This window comes from Coleofasciculus sp. C1-SOL-03 (genome assembly GCF_040220555.1).
Taxonomy (GTDB): domain Bacteria; phylum Cyanobacteriota; class Cyanobacteriia; order Cyanobacteriales; family Coleofasciculaceae; genus Coleofasciculus.
Window position 1 is genome coordinate 1 of record NZ_JAVJUO010000178.1, and the last position, 17152, is coordinate 17152.

The 17152-nt window shown below is 45.2% G+C and carries 16 protein-coding genes and 1 pseudogene; 7 read left to right on the top strand and 10 right to left on the bottom strand.

What is annotated here, in order from left to right; genetic code table 11:
- The 3 genes and pseudogenes from RIE73_RS28135 to RIE73_RS28145 all read left to right on the top strand — a co-directional run.
- Positions 1-219 (top strand): annotated as a pseudogene (locus RIE73_RS28135) (hypothetical protein); the annotation flags it as partial.
- 313 nt (positions 220-532) lie between these two features.
- Positions 533-1165, top strand: coding sequence for a type I restriction endonuclease (locus tag RIE73_RS28140; RefSeq protein ID WP_446404315.1), 633 nt, complete (start codon positions 533-535; stop codon positions 1163-1165).
- Between the two features lie 38 nt (positions 1166-1203).
- Entirely contained in the window at positions 1204-1386 is a 183-nt protein-coding gene (locus RIE73_RS28145; protein ID WP_446404316.1) for a hypothetical protein, read from the top strand.
- A 156-nt stretch (positions 1387-1542) separates the two neighbouring features.
- On the opposite strand, the gene RIE73_RS28150 is transcribed toward RIE73_RS28145, so the two are convergent.
- The 5 genes from RIE73_RS28150 to RIE73_RS28170 all read right to left on the bottom strand — a co-directional run bounded on the left by RIE73_RS28150 (position 1543) and on the right by RIE73_RS28170 (position 3735).
- Positions 1543-1776 carry a hypothetical protein gene (locus tag RIE73_RS28150; protein WP_446404317.1) on the bottom strand — a complete coding sequence of 78 codons (234 nt, stop codon included), beginning with the start codon at positions 1774-1776 and terminating at the stop codon, positions 1543-1545.
- 285 nt (positions 1777-2061) lie between these two features.
- The gene (locus tag RIE73_RS28155) at positions 2062-2364 is read right to left on the bottom strand and encodes a hypothetical protein (protein ID WP_446404318.1); all 303 of its coding nucleotides are present in this window, start codon (positions 2362-2364) and stop codon (positions 2062-2064) included.
- Between the two features lie 112 nt (positions 2365-2476).
- Positions 2477-2728 (bottom strand): UPF0175 family protein, encoded by a 252-nt coding sequence (locus RIE73_RS28160; protein ID WP_446404319.1) that lies wholly within the window; start codon positions 2726-2728, stop codon positions 2477-2479.
- A 122-nt stretch (positions 2729-2850) separates the two neighbouring features.
- The gene (locus RIE73_RS28165) at positions 2851-3534 is read right to left on the bottom strand and encodes a hypothetical protein (RefSeq protein ID WP_446404320.1); all 684 of its coding nucleotides are present in this window, start codon (positions 3532-3534) and stop codon (positions 2851-2853) included.
- Positions 3535-3543: 9 nt separating this feature from the next.
- Entirely contained in the window at positions 3544-3735 is a 192-nt protein-coding gene (locus tag RIE73_RS28170) for a ribbon-helix-helix domain-containing protein (RefSeq protein ID WP_446404321.1), read from the bottom strand.
- A 512-nt stretch (positions 3736-4247) separates the two neighbouring features.
- Here RIE73_RS28170 and iscB point away from each other — a divergent pair.
- Complete coding sequence (gene iscB, locus RIE73_RS28175) at positions 4248-5531, top strand: RNA-guided endonuclease IscB (protein ID WP_446404322.1); 1284 nt, start codon at positions 4248-4250, stop codon at positions 5529-5531.
- A complete protein-coding gene (locus tag RIE73_RS28180; RefSeq protein WP_446404323.1) occupies positions 5515-5787 on the top strand; it encodes a hypothetical protein in 273 nt (90 codons plus the stop codon). Before iscB ends, RIE73_RS28180 begins: the two co-directional genes overlap by 17 nt.
- Before the next feature lie 108 nt (positions 5788-5895).
- Here RIE73_RS28180 and bchB read toward each other — a convergent pair whose 3' ends face one another.
- Entirely contained in the window at positions 5896-7422 is a 1527-nt protein-coding gene (gene bchB / locus RIE73_RS28185) for a ferredoxin:protochlorophyllide reductase (ATP-dependent) subunit B (protein ID WP_446404324.1), read from the bottom strand.
- 888 nt (positions 7423-8310) lie between these two features.
- Positions 8311-12324, bottom strand: coding sequence for a S8 family serine peptidase (locus RIE73_RS28190; RefSeq protein WP_446404325.1), 4014 nt, complete (start codon positions 12322-12324; stop codon positions 8311-8313).
- A gap of 584 nt (positions 12325-12908) precedes the next feature.
- Here RIE73_RS28190 and RIE73_RS28195 point away from each other — a divergent pair.
- Both RIE73_RS28195 and RIE73_RS28200 read left to right on the top strand, forming a co-directional pair.
- Positions 12909-14123 (top strand): glycosyltransferase, encoded by a 1215-nt coding sequence (locus RIE73_RS28195; protein ID WP_446404326.1) that lies wholly within the window; start codon positions 12909-12911, stop codon positions 14121-14123.
- Between the two features lie 303 nt (positions 14124-14426).
- A complete protein-coding gene (locus tag RIE73_RS28200) occupies positions 14427-15512 on the top strand; it encodes a DUF2207 domain-containing protein (RefSeq protein ID WP_446404327.1) in 1086 nt (361 codons plus the stop codon).
- Positions 15513-16156: 644 nt separating this feature from the next.
- Here RIE73_RS28200 and RIE73_RS28205 read toward each other — a convergent pair.
- The 3 genes from RIE73_RS28205 to RIE73_RS28215 all read right to left on the bottom strand — a co-directional run.
- Complete coding sequence (locus RIE73_RS28205) at positions 16157-16306, bottom strand: hypothetical protein (protein ID WP_157453004.1); 150 nt, start codon at positions 16304-16306, stop codon at positions 16157-16159.
- Positions 16307-16325: 19 nt separating this feature from the next.
- Entirely contained in the window at positions 16326-16496 is a 171-nt protein-coding gene (locus RIE73_RS28210) for a hypothetical protein (protein WP_446404328.1), read from the bottom strand.
- Positions 16497-16660: 164 nt separating this feature from the next.
- A partial coding sequence (locus RIE73_RS28215) for a hypothetical protein (RefSeq protein ID WP_446404329.1) occupies positions 16661-17152 on the bottom strand: 492 nt, incomplete at its 5' end.

The following is a 17152-nucleotide window of genomic DNA, read 5'->3' on the forward strand; positions in this document are numbered from 1 at the left end:
GCCCTCCTCACCATTAACGGAACAACAAAACCCGCCCTCCTCACCATTAACGGAACAACAAAACCCGCCCTCCTCACCATTAACGGAACAACAAAACCCGCCCTCCTCACCATTAACGGAACAACAAAACCCGCCCTCCCCACCGATAACGAAACAACAAAACCCGCCCTCCTCACCGATAACGGAACAACAAAACTCGCCCAGATTAACCATAGCTGAAAATAAATTTGGCAGGTTTTCCGGGCGCACGTCTGTGCGCCCCTACGATGGTGAAATAGATTTTACAGGTTTTGAATTCGTCATAGAGATAATAGGGATGGCAAAGATTGTAGGGGCAAGTCGCTGTTCAAATATAGCGGTGTGAAGATTAAGTTGTCTCGACTCGCCCTGGTCTCAATGTACTCCATGCAGGGTTCCCCCCGATAAAATTAATAGGTGGGTTATGTTGATTTTGTACGGCGGGTCGCCCCTACAATAGGATGTCTTATAACAGCTATCGGCTATTACTCAACGTGATCACAAATGAAGTCTTATGGTTGAAACTCTAAAAGCCCAAAGAATAGATTTACGCTACCTAATTGACAACTTTGGTCTTCAGCGCATCCGGGATGACCAGTTTTTTGGGGAATGGCAAACCAATCTCCCTGAATTAACGGATATAGAGAAACAAGCACTCGACCGGGTGCAGGAGGGATATTTTAATTTAGTCGAATATCCGCCATTGTTAGAGAATGTTGTTAAATTAACAATTGTCAGTCCGCTTTTATTTATTGCGGGTTTATATCTATTTCCCTTTCACATCAAAGCGGAAAAATCCCTGGAGATTCGGGCAGAAGATGAGAGTGTTATTATCGAAGGTAGAATTGACATCCTGGTTCTCAGACAAAATTTCTGGGTTACGGTTATCGAATCCAAGCAAACAGCTTTCTCTATCGAAGAAGGGTTAGCCCAAATTCTGACTTATATGCTAGCTGACCCCAACCCAGAAACACCCACGTTTGGTATGATTACCAATGGCGTCAATTTTAGGTTTGTCAAGTTAGTGCGAGAAGCAACGCCGAAGTATGCGTTATCAGATGAGTTTGTGATTGACAATCGAGGAAATGAACTCTACAGCGTTTTGAAAATTATCAAGCGTTTGAGTCAATTAGGGGTGAATGAGTAAGGTGGTGCGTTACGCTAGCGCTAACGCACGATGGCGGCGTGGCACACCTTAATTGGTGGATTAGAATTGTAGGGGCGCATGGCGTGCGCCCGATTTCACCGCCAAATCTATCCCACAATTTTAGCTGTATCAGTCCACTACTGGCGTGGCACACCTTATTTGATGAATTAGAATTACGCCCGGAAACTGTAGGGGCGCATGGCGTGCGCCCGATTCAATGATAAAATCTATTCCACAATTTTAGCTGTGTCAGTCCAGTACACCAAGATAATGGTCATATCAAAGTCTTTTTGAGGTATCTACTGGAGGTGATTCAGCCAGAAACAGTACTATAACTTGAGCGAATCAAGTGTTATCACTTCGCTCACCTGCTAGATTCAGAATTCGATATTGAGGATCAAATCAAATATTCTGTCAATTTCATCAGGTGGCTTATCGCCAATTTTATTTCCTAAACGATAGCCAAGATTATGCCAGGTTAGTTTTTTAAGTGTATGGGCTGTATAGATTTTCCCTCTTACTGTCGCATTTTTCCAACCGACTTTGAATTGCCCTCTACGAAAATTATCTGGAGGCAGCCGAATATCTTTTTCATAGACCAGCTCTGCCATTAATTTTCTCAAAGTATATTCATTCATAATTTAGGGTCTGCTACAGGGAGTTTTATGGTGAGGGAAGGGAACAGGGAACAGTTTCAACCCCCTATTGGGGGAAGATTTGGCGATTGGCTTTGCTAGTGCCGAAGGCAATCGCGGAGGTGAAAATCCATTCATACTATAGCTTATCGATTAATTCGGCAAGCCATATTTATGCTTTTTAAAACTATAAGTAAGTGTAAAAAAACAAGCTGTTCCTGCAAGTATCATAATTAGAATAACAAAAAGCAGAGAAATTGTTCAGCATTCTGCATAGTCATTACTCTTCTCGGCTTCTAATGCTTTGAGCATGGTATCCGCCGCCTCAAACGCATCATAAGGTGACCAAACGGGATAAGTCTGATTAGACTGTAACCCATCAGTTTCTTCTTGAGCTAGCTGTGCAACTAAGAATTGCATAAGCCGAAACTTATCAGCACGAGATAGTTTTTGCAGTGTTGGTAGTAATTCTGTTACGGACATAGTACAAACATTAGAGGAGCTAACTCTAATTATAGAAAGTGCGATCGCACGGACTCGAACCTGACTTTTCACCTGAAGCATAGAAACCTGCGTCGGGGCGGGTTTAGTTACTTATGGGTGCAACCGAAAAGATAGTAGTGAAACCCGCTTAATTCGATATAAATACAGCAATGGTGAAGTATTGCTAATCGCTTCAGGCACGCTCGCTCTCCAAGTCTTGTAGTTCCGCCTCCAACGGAAAAACCTGGTAGCGTCCCAGATTCATCAGAAACTCAACCCGCGACATTCCAGCCAATTCTGCTGCTCGACTCGATGAAAAGCGACCCAATTCATATAATTTAACCGCTGCTAAGAGGCACAGTTCACAAGCAAATGCATCTGCATCAGTGTTTTCAGCCTGCAATACTGATTCTGGCACGTTAATCACAATCTGCTGAGTCATCATCTTTTCTGTAGCAACTATTTTGTCTTTAACATAATGTTCACGCTAACCCGCGCTTGTTGGGTTTCGTTCCAAGGGTTCAACCTACAAGTTGGACATACATCGAACCCACAGATATAATCCTACTACCGCAAGAGTTGCAACGTTCCTCGAATTCGCTCAAACGCCTGTCGATACGCCGCCTCATTGCCAGTTCCTTTAGCCAGACTAATCACAATCATATCTTGACCATCGCCACTGGGAAGCACAATAGTCTCAACCTCGTACAACCCTGTAGACTGGAATGCGATCGCGTCTTGATTGGCTACCTGTTGCTGTTTATAGTTCTGGGGGGATACAAAATAGTCAGAACGGCTTTCTACCCAGTCTTGTAACCAGAGGCGATCGCGATTACGATAAACCCAAAGACTAACGTTGGCTGGCAATTCTGTACCCTCAAAATCATTCGTCTGCATCGCCTCATAGTCAGCCTGCGTCCATACCTCTACGGTTCCCCGCCACACTTGAGACTCAGTATCGGACTGTTTATTCGTATCATCAACAACAAACCCCTCTGGATACTCGAAGCGAATACCCAAAGACTCGTTTTTATAAGTAGTTTGGCTATCCCTTGACGATGAGTTAGTCTCAGTGCCTGGTTCGGTAGAACTAGAGGAAACGACAGATTTAGCAGACGTTCCTGGAGAATTCACCCCAGAGGGAGGTTCTGCTTGACAAGCGATAATCAGTCCCAAACTCACACAGCACCACACTCGACCCAAAAACCAAGGGATGCGATTGGTAGTTATCCATTCGCGCTGAATTGACATAAATCATCATTATCTGCCTTTATCTGGTTTTTCTCGCTTGGGTGGTATCTGTCCGGTTTTTTGAGCTTCTAGTACAGCTACCTCAATCAAAAAGGCAGCCAAACTTGCTCTGGGTCTGCCTTGGTTGTCTGCCCATTGCTCTAAAGTTTCATAAATATAGTCGGGAATTGTAACGTGAATACGTTTGCTCACTACCAACATAGGAGATAACTTTATTATGGTTATCCAAAACTTTGACGTTTTGAATTTGGAGGCTAACGGGCACCATAGAGTCCCGCCGTACCTGAACTGCCTGCCTACTAGCGAGAGTTCAAGCTTTGTCTATCGCATCTATCTATCGCGGTGGCAGACATTACGGGCTACTGATATAGGCAAAAAAAAGCCAATGAGATAGCCATCCTTCTAATCAAGAATTAGTTATTATGCAATATCAAGACCGTCTCAAGCCTTGGATTGTCAACTACCGCACACCAACCCTTAGGGTATGGTGTGGGCTGAGAATTTAGCCTGTTGACCAGACGGCTAGACTTGACTTCGCTCAGTCTAGCAGCCGTTAAGACTAAGGGTTAACGTTCGTACCAAGGAATGCGTGCCAGTTCCTTGCTCTACAACTGGGTAATTAAACAGGTTATTCGGAAAAGCCAGTGTTATCCAGAAAGTACCGAGTCTTAACACCGTCGAGGCAAACTTAACCAGTAATGAGAGGTGCAGTAATGCGCGTTTTTGTTCTAGATAAAAACCTACAACCTCTTGACCCCTGTCATCCAGCACGGGCAAGAGAGTTACTAAAGAAAGGGAGGGCTAAGGTATTCAAGCGCTATGTGTTCACCATTGTTTTGCCAGACAGAACTATTGATAAATCAGTCACGCATCCACACCGAATCAAGATTGACCCTGGCAGCAAGGTTACGGGATTTGCGGTTGTTCAAGAAGAGACAGGACGTGTCACAAACGCTCTTAAAGTCTCGCACCGAGGGCAACAGATAAAAGACTTCCTTGAGGCTCGTAGAGCATTAAGAAGAGGGCGACGTAACCGTAAAACCCGTTACCGCAAGCCTCGCTTCTTGAATCGGACTCGTAAGCAGGGTTGGTTACCTCCCTCTCTAGAGAGTCGAATTTCCAACATTGAGACTTGGGTAAGACGAATCAGGAAGCTCTGTCCAGTCACCGCCATTTCTCAAGAATTAGTCCGGTTCGACTTACAGCAGATGCAAAACCCAGAGATTAGCGGGATAGAGTACCAGAGAGGTGAACTGTTTGGCTTCGAGGTTAAAGAGTATCTCTTGATAAAATGGGGTAGAAAATGCGCTTATTGCGGCGTTGAAAATGTCCCATTCGAGATAGAACACATTCTTGCCAAAAGCAAGGGTGGTTCAAACCGAGTCAGTAATCTTTGCCTTAGCTGTCATTCTTGTAACCAAGCTAAAGGGAATAAGCCCATTGAGGAATTCCTTAAGAAAAAGCCAGAAGTCAAAGCGCGAGTCCTGGCTCAAGCCAAAACACCCCTCAAGGATGCTGCTGTTGTTAACGCTACCCGATGGGAGTTATATCGGAGGCTTCAATCGACTGGTTTACCTGTAGAGGTTGGTTCTGGGGGGCGAACAAAGTTTAACCGTAAGACCAGAGGAATTGAAAAAACTCATTGGGCTGACGCAGCTTGTGTCGGCGCTTCAACTCCTGAAAAGCTTCTGATGAACGGAATCAAACCACTAAACATCAAAGCTAAGGGGCATGGAAGAAGGCAGCGTTGCGGTACAAACAAATTTGGCTTTCCCATTCGCCATGCGCCAGCTCAGAAGTTCTTCATGGGATTCCAGACTGGGGACTTGGTAAAAGCCGATGTCAAAACGGGAAAGTACGCAGGAGTTTACACAGGTCGAATTGCCATTCGATTCAAGCCGAGCTTTAAATTAACAACAGGAGGGAAAAGTTTTGACGTGCATCCGAAATATTTGAAGACAATTCACAGAGCTGACGGCTATGAATACACATCCTAAAAATAAGGATTCGCTGTCGCTCAATTTGCTATCTGGCGGCAATTCCCCAGACGCTAAACCATTGGGGGTACTCACGGCGCTCGATATAACCCCCTCGGTTATAGCGTCCGCCCCCTTGCCGCATTTAAGGTGGTTAATCTGCTGCCAAATTTCCAACGAGTCGTTATGGGTCGATGATGCGGATGGTCATGTGCGAATTCTGCGACAACTCATTCCGACTGCGCGATTGACCATTATCTTTGACCCAACGGACTAAAACTTTTGTTCAGTCAGCTTTAGCTGACTTTCGCTTTTAGCCTTGGGTTTGAACCCAAGGCTGTTTGATGCTTCTGACTACAAGGCGTGCGATCGCGAAGTCTTTTCTCTAAGCGCCGACAGATTCCTTAGCGGCGTACATCACCTCAAGGGAAATTTCCGTAAACCCTCGCTCCCGGGCAAACTTCTCGGTATTTCGCTTCACTTTACCGCGCACAAAACCAGGAACCTTATTCAATTCCGCTTGCGCTTCTTTATTCCAATTCAAGTCAGACTCAGCGGAAATTCCTTTGGTAATCACTTCCTTGGTATCATGACCGCCGAAGATTTCCAACAGGTGATCTTCCATTCCCAAGGTGAAGGAATTATAGACCAAATCCGCAATCTGATTCGTGCCTTCGTAACCCATGAATGGTTTATACCCAATCGGGAAATTTTGAATATGAATCGGTGCCGCAATCACACCACAGGGGATATCTAACCGCTTACCCACATGGCGTTCCATCTGCGTGCCAAAAATAGCCGAGGGTTCAATCCGGGCGATCGCATCGCCAATTTTGCCGTTATCATCACTAATGAGGATCTCGTCACAGTACTCGCTCACCTGTTCCTTGAACCAGTCCGCGTCGTATTTGCAGTAGGTTCCCGCTAGCACGACATGAATCCCCATCTCCCGTGCCAAAATCTTGGTCATCGCGGCGGCGTGGGTATTGTCGCCAAAAACAACGGCTTTCTTCCCGGTCAAATTCTGACAGTCAATGGAACGGGAGAACCAAGCGGCTTGGGACACATACAGCGTCTGATTATCAATAAACTCCTCGTAATCCACATCAGCGCCTTGCTGATTGAGTACCTGCTGCATCTTACGGATACACCGCGCCGTTTCCACGACTCCCATCGGTGTGATATCCACATAAGGCATATCGAACTCGGCTTCTAGATAACGCGCCGCCATTGTGCCGATTTCCCGATAAGGCACTAAATTAAACCAAGCACGAGGCAAATTCTTCAGATTGTGAACCGATGCACCTTCTGGGATCACCTCGTTGACTTCAATTCCTAAGTCAGCCATTAACCGCTTCAATTCGGTGCAGTCGTGCTGGTTGTGGAAGCCGAGGGTGGAAATGCCAATGATGTTCACTGAAGGCTTTTCTGTCTTCCCTTCGGGTAATTCCCCTTTCTTGTGCGCCTTCTTCAGGTAAAACTGGACAATTTGTTCCAGAGTGCGATCGGCGGCTTGTAGTTCATTCACCCGATAGTGGTTCACATCTGCCAGCATTACGTCGCTGTTGGCTTCAAGTTCGGCGCGTTCCACGAAGTTAGCCAAATCTTCTTGGAGAATGCTGGAGGTGCAGGTAGGGGTCAATACAATTAGATCCGGGGTGACTTCCTTATCCTTGCGGACGATATTGTCCACCACTTTTTCCTGAGAACCCCGTGCTAAAACGTGTCGGTCAACGATGCTGGCGGTGACTGGGGTGTAGTCTCGTTCCCGTTCCAGCATCGATCGCATCACGTTAAAATAATCATCGCCCAGTGGTGCATGCATGATCGCGTGGACATTCTTAAACGAACTGGCAACGCGGAGAGTGCCAATGTGAGCCGGACCTGCATACATCCAGTAAGCTAATTTCATACGAGTTTCTCCCTTGTATTGGTTGCACAAAGCCCGATTGAGGACGAATGGGCAGTGTTATCGATGAGTCTATAGTTTCAAGTCGTTTCTGATTGTCTCAGACTTTTAGCGTTTCGTGAGTAGGTATTAACGCGGATGGTCAGGGCGACAAAATCGCCAAAACCCTCTTCCTGACTGGTATTTAGCTTTTAAGTAAAACAAGTTTACGGTGGTTTATTGCAATCATTCTTAAAATTTCGCGAAATTCCTCAACGTTTTGCAAGGTTCTACACACACCTTAACGAACAAGGTCGCGAGTCCAAAAATCACGCTTGTTAAAGTGACCAGCGCCACGTTATTCAACTCTCAATTACCAACCTTTCTTCCTTCCATCTCATTTATGAATGCAAGTCGAAGGGGGGGGACTCCGGAATCAGGGATGGAAAGACTCTGGAGACTGTATATATCGTTGATGCCAAAGGCAAGTTAGCGGAAGGGGCGATTATGCTGGCGGAAGTGCAAGGGTATGTTTACGCGGCGAAGATGCGCTTGAGTCAGCTTGCTCGTAGCAAAAAGCGGTTAGATTTGGCTTAAGCTGTCATGCATTTAAATTGGGTATTAGTAGCGAGCAAGATGCTCGCACTACCATCCTTTCGCCATTATTGACATTAAGGTTTAAATGCCGAACAGCTTATAGCACTACGCATTGAGGTTAGGAAAATAAAATTAGGTGAAAAGGCAATAGGGAATAGGCAATAGGCAACAGGGTAATGTCCTAACGTATGCCCGTAATGCTATACTAAGCAAGATCCCCAACTTCTTGGAGAAGTCGGGAATCTGTCTGTGGATAGCTAAGGATTTATTACTGATAATTGCTCAATGAAACCCGCCTTAATTCAAAAGTATCACTTAGGCAAGGGCAAAAGCATCAGCCGTTAACGTACTCGCATTTACACCAGTCAAAATACCTAAGGTTTCATCATTCAAATCAATCCAAGTGTTCTTACCCTGTTGGGTAATTGACAACTGTCCCAATGTGAGTTCACCGGATAATCCTAAGATATCTTCATCGATGTGGAAATCTCGAATTTTGTCTATTCCTTCACCAACCGCTAAGACAAAGGTATCGTTACCTTGATCCCCAATTAATTGATCATTCCCAAAACCACCCCAAAGTAAATTATCACCCTCATTACCCCAGATTTTGTCGTTACCCTCTTCGCCGAAAAGTTGGTCATTCCCGCCTTTGCCATATAGCTTGTCATTTCCTGCGCCACCATAGAGAATATCATCACCCGCGATCGCACAATTTAAGCAACCCTTATTCCAGTCACCCCGTAGGATATCATCACCCGCTGCACCATAAATGACATCATCACCCAAACTGCCAATAACGGTATCATTGCCAGCATCCGCGAAGATGAATTCATCCTGTTGATTAGAACTGACTAATTTGTCGGTGTCTGGCGTTCCTTGAATCGTATACTCTGGTGTCACCGCTTCAACGGTTTCACTGGGAATCGATAATCCTAGAGTTGTACCACTATTCGGTGTGAAGGAGAAGTTATCAATGAGTAATCCTGAATCCACATAACTATCCCCCGCATCCATTAAACCTACGCCAATGGTAAAGATACCCGATTCAGTAAACTGATGGGTAAATGTGCCATAGCCCGTTTGAGAACCAAAGGAACCTGTGAAACGATTAAAGTCACTACTCGTATCCGCTAGTTCGGATAAGACACCCGATGTAATGGAAACGAAGCCAAAATCACTGAAACTACTTTGATTTTCTTCATTGGTGATGAAATTCCAGTCAAAGCTAATACTATCTCCCGCCTGAACTTTAATCGGTTGAAACTGTAAGCCAGAACCTTCGATAACATCACCATTACCCAGATTATCTAATCCGCCAGCCGTTAAACCAAAGAAGGTTTCCATCTCAGCATCACTCACCGAACCGACGCTATTCGTAATGAAGGCTTGGTAATCGCCGTCTGTGGGATTACTCCCAATTGAATCCGTTTCAATAGTTGTGTTACCAATCGTTGTCCAGTTGGTAAAATCACCGTTTTCAAAGCCAAAGTTGAAGAAAGGATCAGGAGTGATTTGGACATGATCGAACAGAAGTCCCGAATCAACACTAGAATCATCCGCATCGACTAATCCTAAGCCAATGTTATAGGTTCCATCTTGGGTGAATTGATAATCGAATGTGCCATAATCCGTTTGTTTGCCAAAGGAACCCGTAAACCGATTAAATTGCTGGTTGGTATCTGCCAGTTCTGATAATAGGGTGGAACTGATAGAAACAAAGCCAAAATCGTTATAGTTGCTGGGCGTTTGCTCATTGGTGATAAAGTTCCAGTCAAAGCTTAAAATATCTCCCGCTTTAACGGTAATCGGGGTGAGTTGCAAGGCAGAACCTTCTATGGCATCTCCATTACCCAGATTGTCTAAGTCACCCGTATTTAATCCTAGGAATGTTTCCAGATTACTATCGCTAACGGAACCTTGACTATTGGTGATCAAGGCTTGGAATGTGCCATCAGTTGGTGTACTGCCAATAGTATCGGTTTGGATTGTTGCATCTCCAATACTATTCCAATCAGTAAAGTCTCCGGTTTCAAAACTGAGGTTAAGTTGGGGCGATAAATCCTCGATTTGTTGGTTGCCAAAGGTAATATTGGTGACAATTTCTCCAGAACTTAGATCAACCGTGTGAGTTCCGGGGACAAGGTTACTGGTAGATGGTATAGAAGCGACACCCCAAGTTGAGGAATCATAAGTACCAATCTGAGTTGTTGAAGCGTCGGATGGGTTAATTTGATAAAGATTGCTGTTGTTATAGTAGACGCCATAGATAAGACCATCTGGGGCAAAATCAATATCGACAACGGTTGTTCCTAACGAACCGACAGTTGACAGAATATTTCCTGTTGCTGGATCAATTTCAACCAGGTTATTCCATGCACCGTAAAGTGTACCATCGGGAGCAAAGTCAATCCCCCGAGTGTATTGGGGAACTGTGCCGATTTGAGTGGCAAAGGCATTAACTGGATCGATGGTGTAAAGTATATCTGTGCTATTCGAGATTCCATACAAGGTTCCGTTGGGAGAAAAAGCAAGGCTTTTCATCAAAATGGAACTTTCGGCAGTACTATGAATTGTGCCAATAGTAGTGTAAGAACCGTCCGTTGGATCAATAATCCGCAAGGAAGAACTAGCACCATAAAGTAGTCCAGTAGTTGGATCAACGTCTAAACCCGGATTATAACTGGCAGAACCGATAAGAATTTCCGCCACCGGATCAGTTTGTAATTCAACTAAGCTGTATTCATTGGTTCCACCACTTCCTGTACCCGCTACCAATTTAAAAGATGGTTCTGAACCCGGAACGGTTTGTTGCCAACCGGGTAGTAATACCTCAGCTACCGTGTAAGTATCAGCCGTTAATTCGGTGAACGAATAATTCCCGTTAATATCTGTAATTGTTGAAACTTCACCCGCATCCAATTGACTGTTCTGATTCTGATCTAAGTAAATCGTCCAACCACTTAAACCTGGCTCATTCGCATCCCAAATTCCATCGCCATCAATATCATTCCATTTACTTCCATGAATTTCTCCTGAAGGAGATGGGGGTGGATTATCCAGGGCATTATTGGCATTTAATCGTCCACCCGTTACCGTATTTCCCTGCAATGATGAAATCGGATCAACAGTGCTTAAAATCTGATCTTTAACCTCCGAAGCACTTAATTCGGGATTTTGTGACCAAATTAAAGCCGCCACCCCAGAGACGTGAGGTGTTGCCATAGACGTTCCATTATAACTAGCATAACCTCCCCCAGGAATCGTGCTGTAAATATCTACTCCAGGTGCGCCTAAATCAACAGAGGTAACGCCATAATTGGAGAAGGATGCCAAATCATCATTATGATCCGTAGCCGCGACGGAGATAATGTTATCGAGGTCATAGTTAGAGGGGTAATGGGGAGTGATATCGTTATTATCGCCAATCCCATCAAAGCCACCGTTACCCGCCGATGAAATAAATAACTGTCCCGCTTGACCGGCTGCCGCGATCGCGTCGTATAATCCTTGAGAGTAGGACGGAATATGCCAACTATTGTTTGTCAGGTCAACGCCCATCATTGTGGCATATTCTACTGCCTGAATCGCATCGAATGTATCTCCGCCACCGTTGGCATCTATCCATTTAAGTGCCATAATTTGAGCATCGGGAGCCACCCCAATTACGCCACTATTATTATTCCCTTCAGCAGCAATTGTGCCAGCGACATGAGTTCCATGTCCTTCATCATCCCAGGGATCACTATCATTATTGGCAAAGTCCCAGCCATAGTAATCATCAATGTAACCATTGCCATCATTATCAATCCCATCGTCGGGAATTTCGCCCGGATTTGTCCACATATTGTTAATCAGTTCTGGGTGAGTATAATCCACCCCAGTATCAATGACGCCAACGACTATATTATTGCCCGTTGCACTATCCCAGGCTTCTGGAGCGTCAATATCGGCGTCTACAGTACCACCCGTTTGTCCGGTATTATTTAATCCCCAAAGTTGGTTAAACTCTGAATCATTGGGAATGGTAGTATTCAGACTAATCGTATAGTTGGGTTCAATATATTCAATCAGGGGATGATTACTGTAAGTGGAAATCGCTTGGGCGACACTTAACCCATCAAGTTGCCAAAGCTGCGTCCCTAACATATTCGTTGATTCGAGTACCGAAGCTTGCATATTTCCTTGTAAGGTTTGAATATGACTTGACTCAATCCCTGACTTGAACTTAACAACAACTTGATCCGATAGATAATCTATGCCTTCAACAAGACTGTTTAGATTGAATGATGCGACATTAAGTTCTGGACGTAAGTTGTTAGCTTGCATCGTCTTAACCTGCAATAGAATTGGCTTTTCTGGTGTTTAGATGTAGTTATCTTGGAGAGATGAAATCTACAGCAATTCTTAACACGGTGTAGTCCAGTAAACACGAAATAGCCTTTGTTTAATCTTATGTAGGCGGATTACATCGAGTCGGAAAACGCTGTAATCATTCCAGCCTAAAATCGTACCGGGTTGAGTAACCGGGTATTTTTAGGAACCTTGGGTTGGGAAATTTGAAGACTCGAGACTGTTTGTTCCCAATTGACTCTATCTCTGACTCAAAGGGACTTATGCAGTTTTTTAATAGGGGCTGCTGAATAAGTTCTGTGATGAGGCGTAGCGGGGGATTGTAGAGCCCGGATTCTGCACTTCAAAATGTAGTACACTAGGTTACAGCATCGGCTCCCGAAATACTAAGCATAAATACTCAGTTTACTGATGGGGTATACCTTGAGATATAGTTATCCGCGACAGACTAGACTCTGAACGAATCCCCGATCTGTGATAATGGATCACGAGATCCCCCAGTTATCGAGGAAAAAGTCCACCAGAGAAAAACTGTATCCCAGACTACGAACCATCACCTAATGCGAATCTTATTTTTGCATTCCAACTTTCCCGCCCAATTCCGCCACCTCGCTGTTACCTTGGCGCAAGACCCGCGTCACCAGGTTGTCTTTGGCACAACCCGCAAAGAAGGTCAATTACCCGGTGTTGCCAAAGCTATCTATGCACCGTCTCGCCAAGCCCGTCCAGAAACCCATCACTACGTCCGCCCCTTGGAAAATGCGGTACTACAAGGGCAAGCGGTTTATCGCCTGTGTGAACAACTAAAAGCCCAAAGATTTATCCCCGATGTGGTTTACGGTCATTCCGGTTGGGGTCCGACGTTCTTTATCAAAGACAGTTTCCCCAAGGCGAAACTATTATGCTATTTCGAGTGGTTTTATCACGCCCACGGTTCAGACGCGGACTTCGATCCAGTAGAACCCCTCAACGCCGACGATGAAGCCCGGATTCGGATCAAAAATGCGCCGATTCTGATTGATTTGTACAGTTGCGATCGCGGACTCTCCCCCACCCATTGGCAGCAGCAACAATTCCCCCCAGAGTATCGGAATAAAATTACGGTACACCATGATGGGATCGACACCAACTTTTTTCAACCAAAACCGGGACACAAATTAGTCCTCCCTCGGTTAAATTTAGACCTATCTCACGTCGAGGAACTTGTCACCTATGTCGCCCGAGGCATGGAACCCTATCGCGGCTTTCCCCAGTTGATAGAAACCATTGCTTTACTGCAAGAAAAACGTCCCCATTGTCATGCAGTTATCGTCGGGGAAAATCGTGTCGCCTATGGGAAATCCCTTCCAGATGGCAAAACCTATAAGGATGTCATGCTGGAAAAAATTCCCCTAGATCTCAACCGCGTGCATTTTACCGGGTTACTTCCCTATCCCGATTATCTGCAAGTGTTACAAGCCTCTTCCGTTCATATTTATTTAACCCGTCCCTTTGTTTTATCCTGGTCAATGTTAGAAGCCTTATCAACAGCCTGTTTAGTGGTGGCGTCGAACACCGCACCTGTAACTGAAGTTATCCAGGATGGAGTAAATGGTTTATTAGCCGACTTTTTTTCGCCCCAAGATATAGCTGAACGGGTAGAAGACGTGCTGAATCATCCTAACGGGATGGCGGCGCTGCGAGTTCAAGCGCGAAAAACGATTCTGGAACGTTATGATTTAGCTCAATTATTAGCGCAGCATATCCAGTGGATCGAACAAACTGTTTTAGATTAAACTCATTCTATTTGAGCCAAACAAAAACAATTATAGCGTTTCTCATGAGGGACTTAACTGGAGTTTAGACGACGACAAATTAACTCAGCTATAGCTCAAAGCTACTTTCGCCAAATCTCGCTGAGAACAGGCAAGCTGGGTGAAAGGCTTTGGTACTGCTAGCTTTGAGCTGATTGTGAACTTCCTCTGATTGTCTGTATGTTAAGTTTTGCAACAAAAATGTCTCTTTGGCGTAAAATTCTCCTGAATCGTCAGAGTTGATAAGCAAAGGCTGCTAATTACCAATTACGAGGGTCAAATCGGATGATGTTTAATTCTCGACAACTTCGCCGCATGGCAATTGCAGTAATTGCAATTTTAGTGACGATTCTGATTCCCATCACCCATTCAACGGCATCAGACGTTCCGTTCTACTGGGATTCCATCAACGTAGAAATGGATGTTCAACCCAATGGTGACATCTGGGTAACAGAAACACAGCATTATGTCTTCACCGATGATTATACCAACGAACGATATCGCTACATCCCTCTGAACAAGGTGGATGGAATTACCGATGTTACAGTTACAGAGAATGGGCAACCTTTAGCTCCGACGACAGGAATTGAAAACAATCAACTTTGGATTCGCTGGCAGCATCCTCTCAACCCACCTGAATCTCATGTTTTTGTACTCAAGTATCGAGTCATCGGCGGGATACAAGTCAATCGTGACAAAAGCCAGGTTTACTGGAAAGCCATTTTTGCTGATCGCCAAGTACCTGTTCTATCGGGTACAGTTACCGTTCACTTACCCGAAGTCCTCTCAGGTCAAGTCCTCGGTTACACATCCTATGGAATTCCCGCTACTCGTCGAAGTCTTGATGGTAAAACCTTTGAATTTGTTGCCAGTCAAGCATTGCCACCTGGACATGAACTCGAAGTACTAATCATCTTTCCTTCGTCGATTTTGAATCTTCCTCAACCCCAATGGCAGCAAGTTCAAATTCAACAACAGCAATTGAGTCAAATTAAACAGTTTTTCGTATCTATGCTCCGGATCTTGCTACTCATGCCATTCATTCTTATATTCTTTGCATTCATTATTACATTCATTAGTATGCCTATCAGAACAGTTCTTGCCCGCCGATGCCCGCGTTGTAGAAAACTGACGCTCAAAACTCGGTCTCAAGTCTTGGTTTATCCAACGTCCTCTTCCAATGGTAGAAAGCGAGTGACTCAGCATTGTAACAACTGTTCTTATCATCACACAGTTGAACAAACTATCCCCTATACTACCTCCTCCTATAGTGGTGGTATCGGTGGCGGTGGCTGTGGCGGCGGTGGAGGTGGCGGTGGCGGTGGAGGTGGCGGTGGCGGTGGCGGTGGTGGTGGCGGTGGTGGCGGTTAAACTGAAGTTCCCCTCCGGGCAAAAACTCTTGCACTACCTCACCATGCGACTTTCCGCGTTTTTTCCGTCGCTCTACATGAGTACCGACTCCTCAATTCTTAACACGACCTTTGAGAAATCGCTCTCACTTCCTGCACCTCAAACCCCAACGCCTCCGCCACTTGTTCCACACTCAACCCCATGTCCAATTGGGTAATAATTATGTCTATTACATATTAGTTTGGCAAAGGTTATCCATTATCATGCAGCTATACGACTTATCTCATCCCTCGTTTCATACTCACACCTTCTTAAAATGAATAGCACGCTCCTTAAGGTTGGTGAGCAATGCCCACCCGATGAAGAATGAAAATGTTCCACCCTACACCCTCTAACTCGGTGGGTTATTGTGAAAATGAAACAGCGCCTGAGAGGTTATTGGAAAAGTCGCTATGGCTTCGTTGATGCATTTTTGATCCCCCTAAATCCCCCTTAAAAAGGGGGACTTTGATTGAGATTAAGCATTGTGGATTGGGTTGACGTAAGGAAACCCAACAAAATCTAATGCTAAGGTTCCTCTACTACAATTTTTATGACGAACTTAATCCTGCTTGCAGTTAATTGGATTATAGGTTAAGGTTCCCCTACTACGAACCAACACAAGACTACCCCTCCTCCCGCGCTTGCTGAAGTAAACAATAAATCGCTAAACCCGCCGCCGCAATTCCTACAAAAGCAGAATAGGTGTACAGAGTCACGACAAATGTACTCACTTCCAAGGTTTTTAGTAAAAGTTCAGAATGCTTCCTATTCATCACAATCGGGTTGAATGGTTTACTCTTCCATCAAACACCCCCGAATCCCAGGTTTAATCCCAATCCCAACCCATTGGTTAACCACTTTGTCCCAAGTTAATCCCAAGTTAGTCCCAGGGCGGATGATTGCCATTGATATACTGAGAAAAAGATTGTGCGATCGCGCATGTCCAGAGGTACAAGGGTTCATCCCGACTATATCCCCAAGCTGAAACAAGCACTCAGGCGCAATGGCTTCCCCCGTCAGATTGACTTAGCCGAAGCCATAGACGTATCGAAAAACACCGTTTGGAACTTTCTCAACGGTAAACCAGTTGACCACTTAAACTTTCTCGAATTCTGTAATAAACTCGGCTATGATTGGCGAGAGGTTGCCGATTTGGGGGAAAATTCCAAAACCCAAAACGCGCCAAATGTCAATCCCGATTCCCCATCTAACCCATCTGCTGTAGGGGCGGGTTTAGACGCTAACTCAACACCATCAACCACCAACGCCTCAACAAAACCCGCCCTCACCACCGCAACCAACCCCACAAAACCCCCATTTAACCCACCATCCCCAGATAACGTAGGGGCGGGTTTAGACGCTACCTCAACCACATCAACCGTCAACGCCCCAACAAAACCCGCCCTCACCACCCCAACCAACCCCACAAAACCCACATTCAACCCACCATCCCCAGATAACGTAGGGGCGGGTTTAGACGCTACCTCAACACCATCAACCGCCAACGCCTCAACAAAACCCGCCCTCACCACCCCAACCAACCCCACAAAACCCACATTCAACCCACCATCCCCAGATAACGTAGGGGCGGGTTTAGACGCTACCTCAACACCATCAAC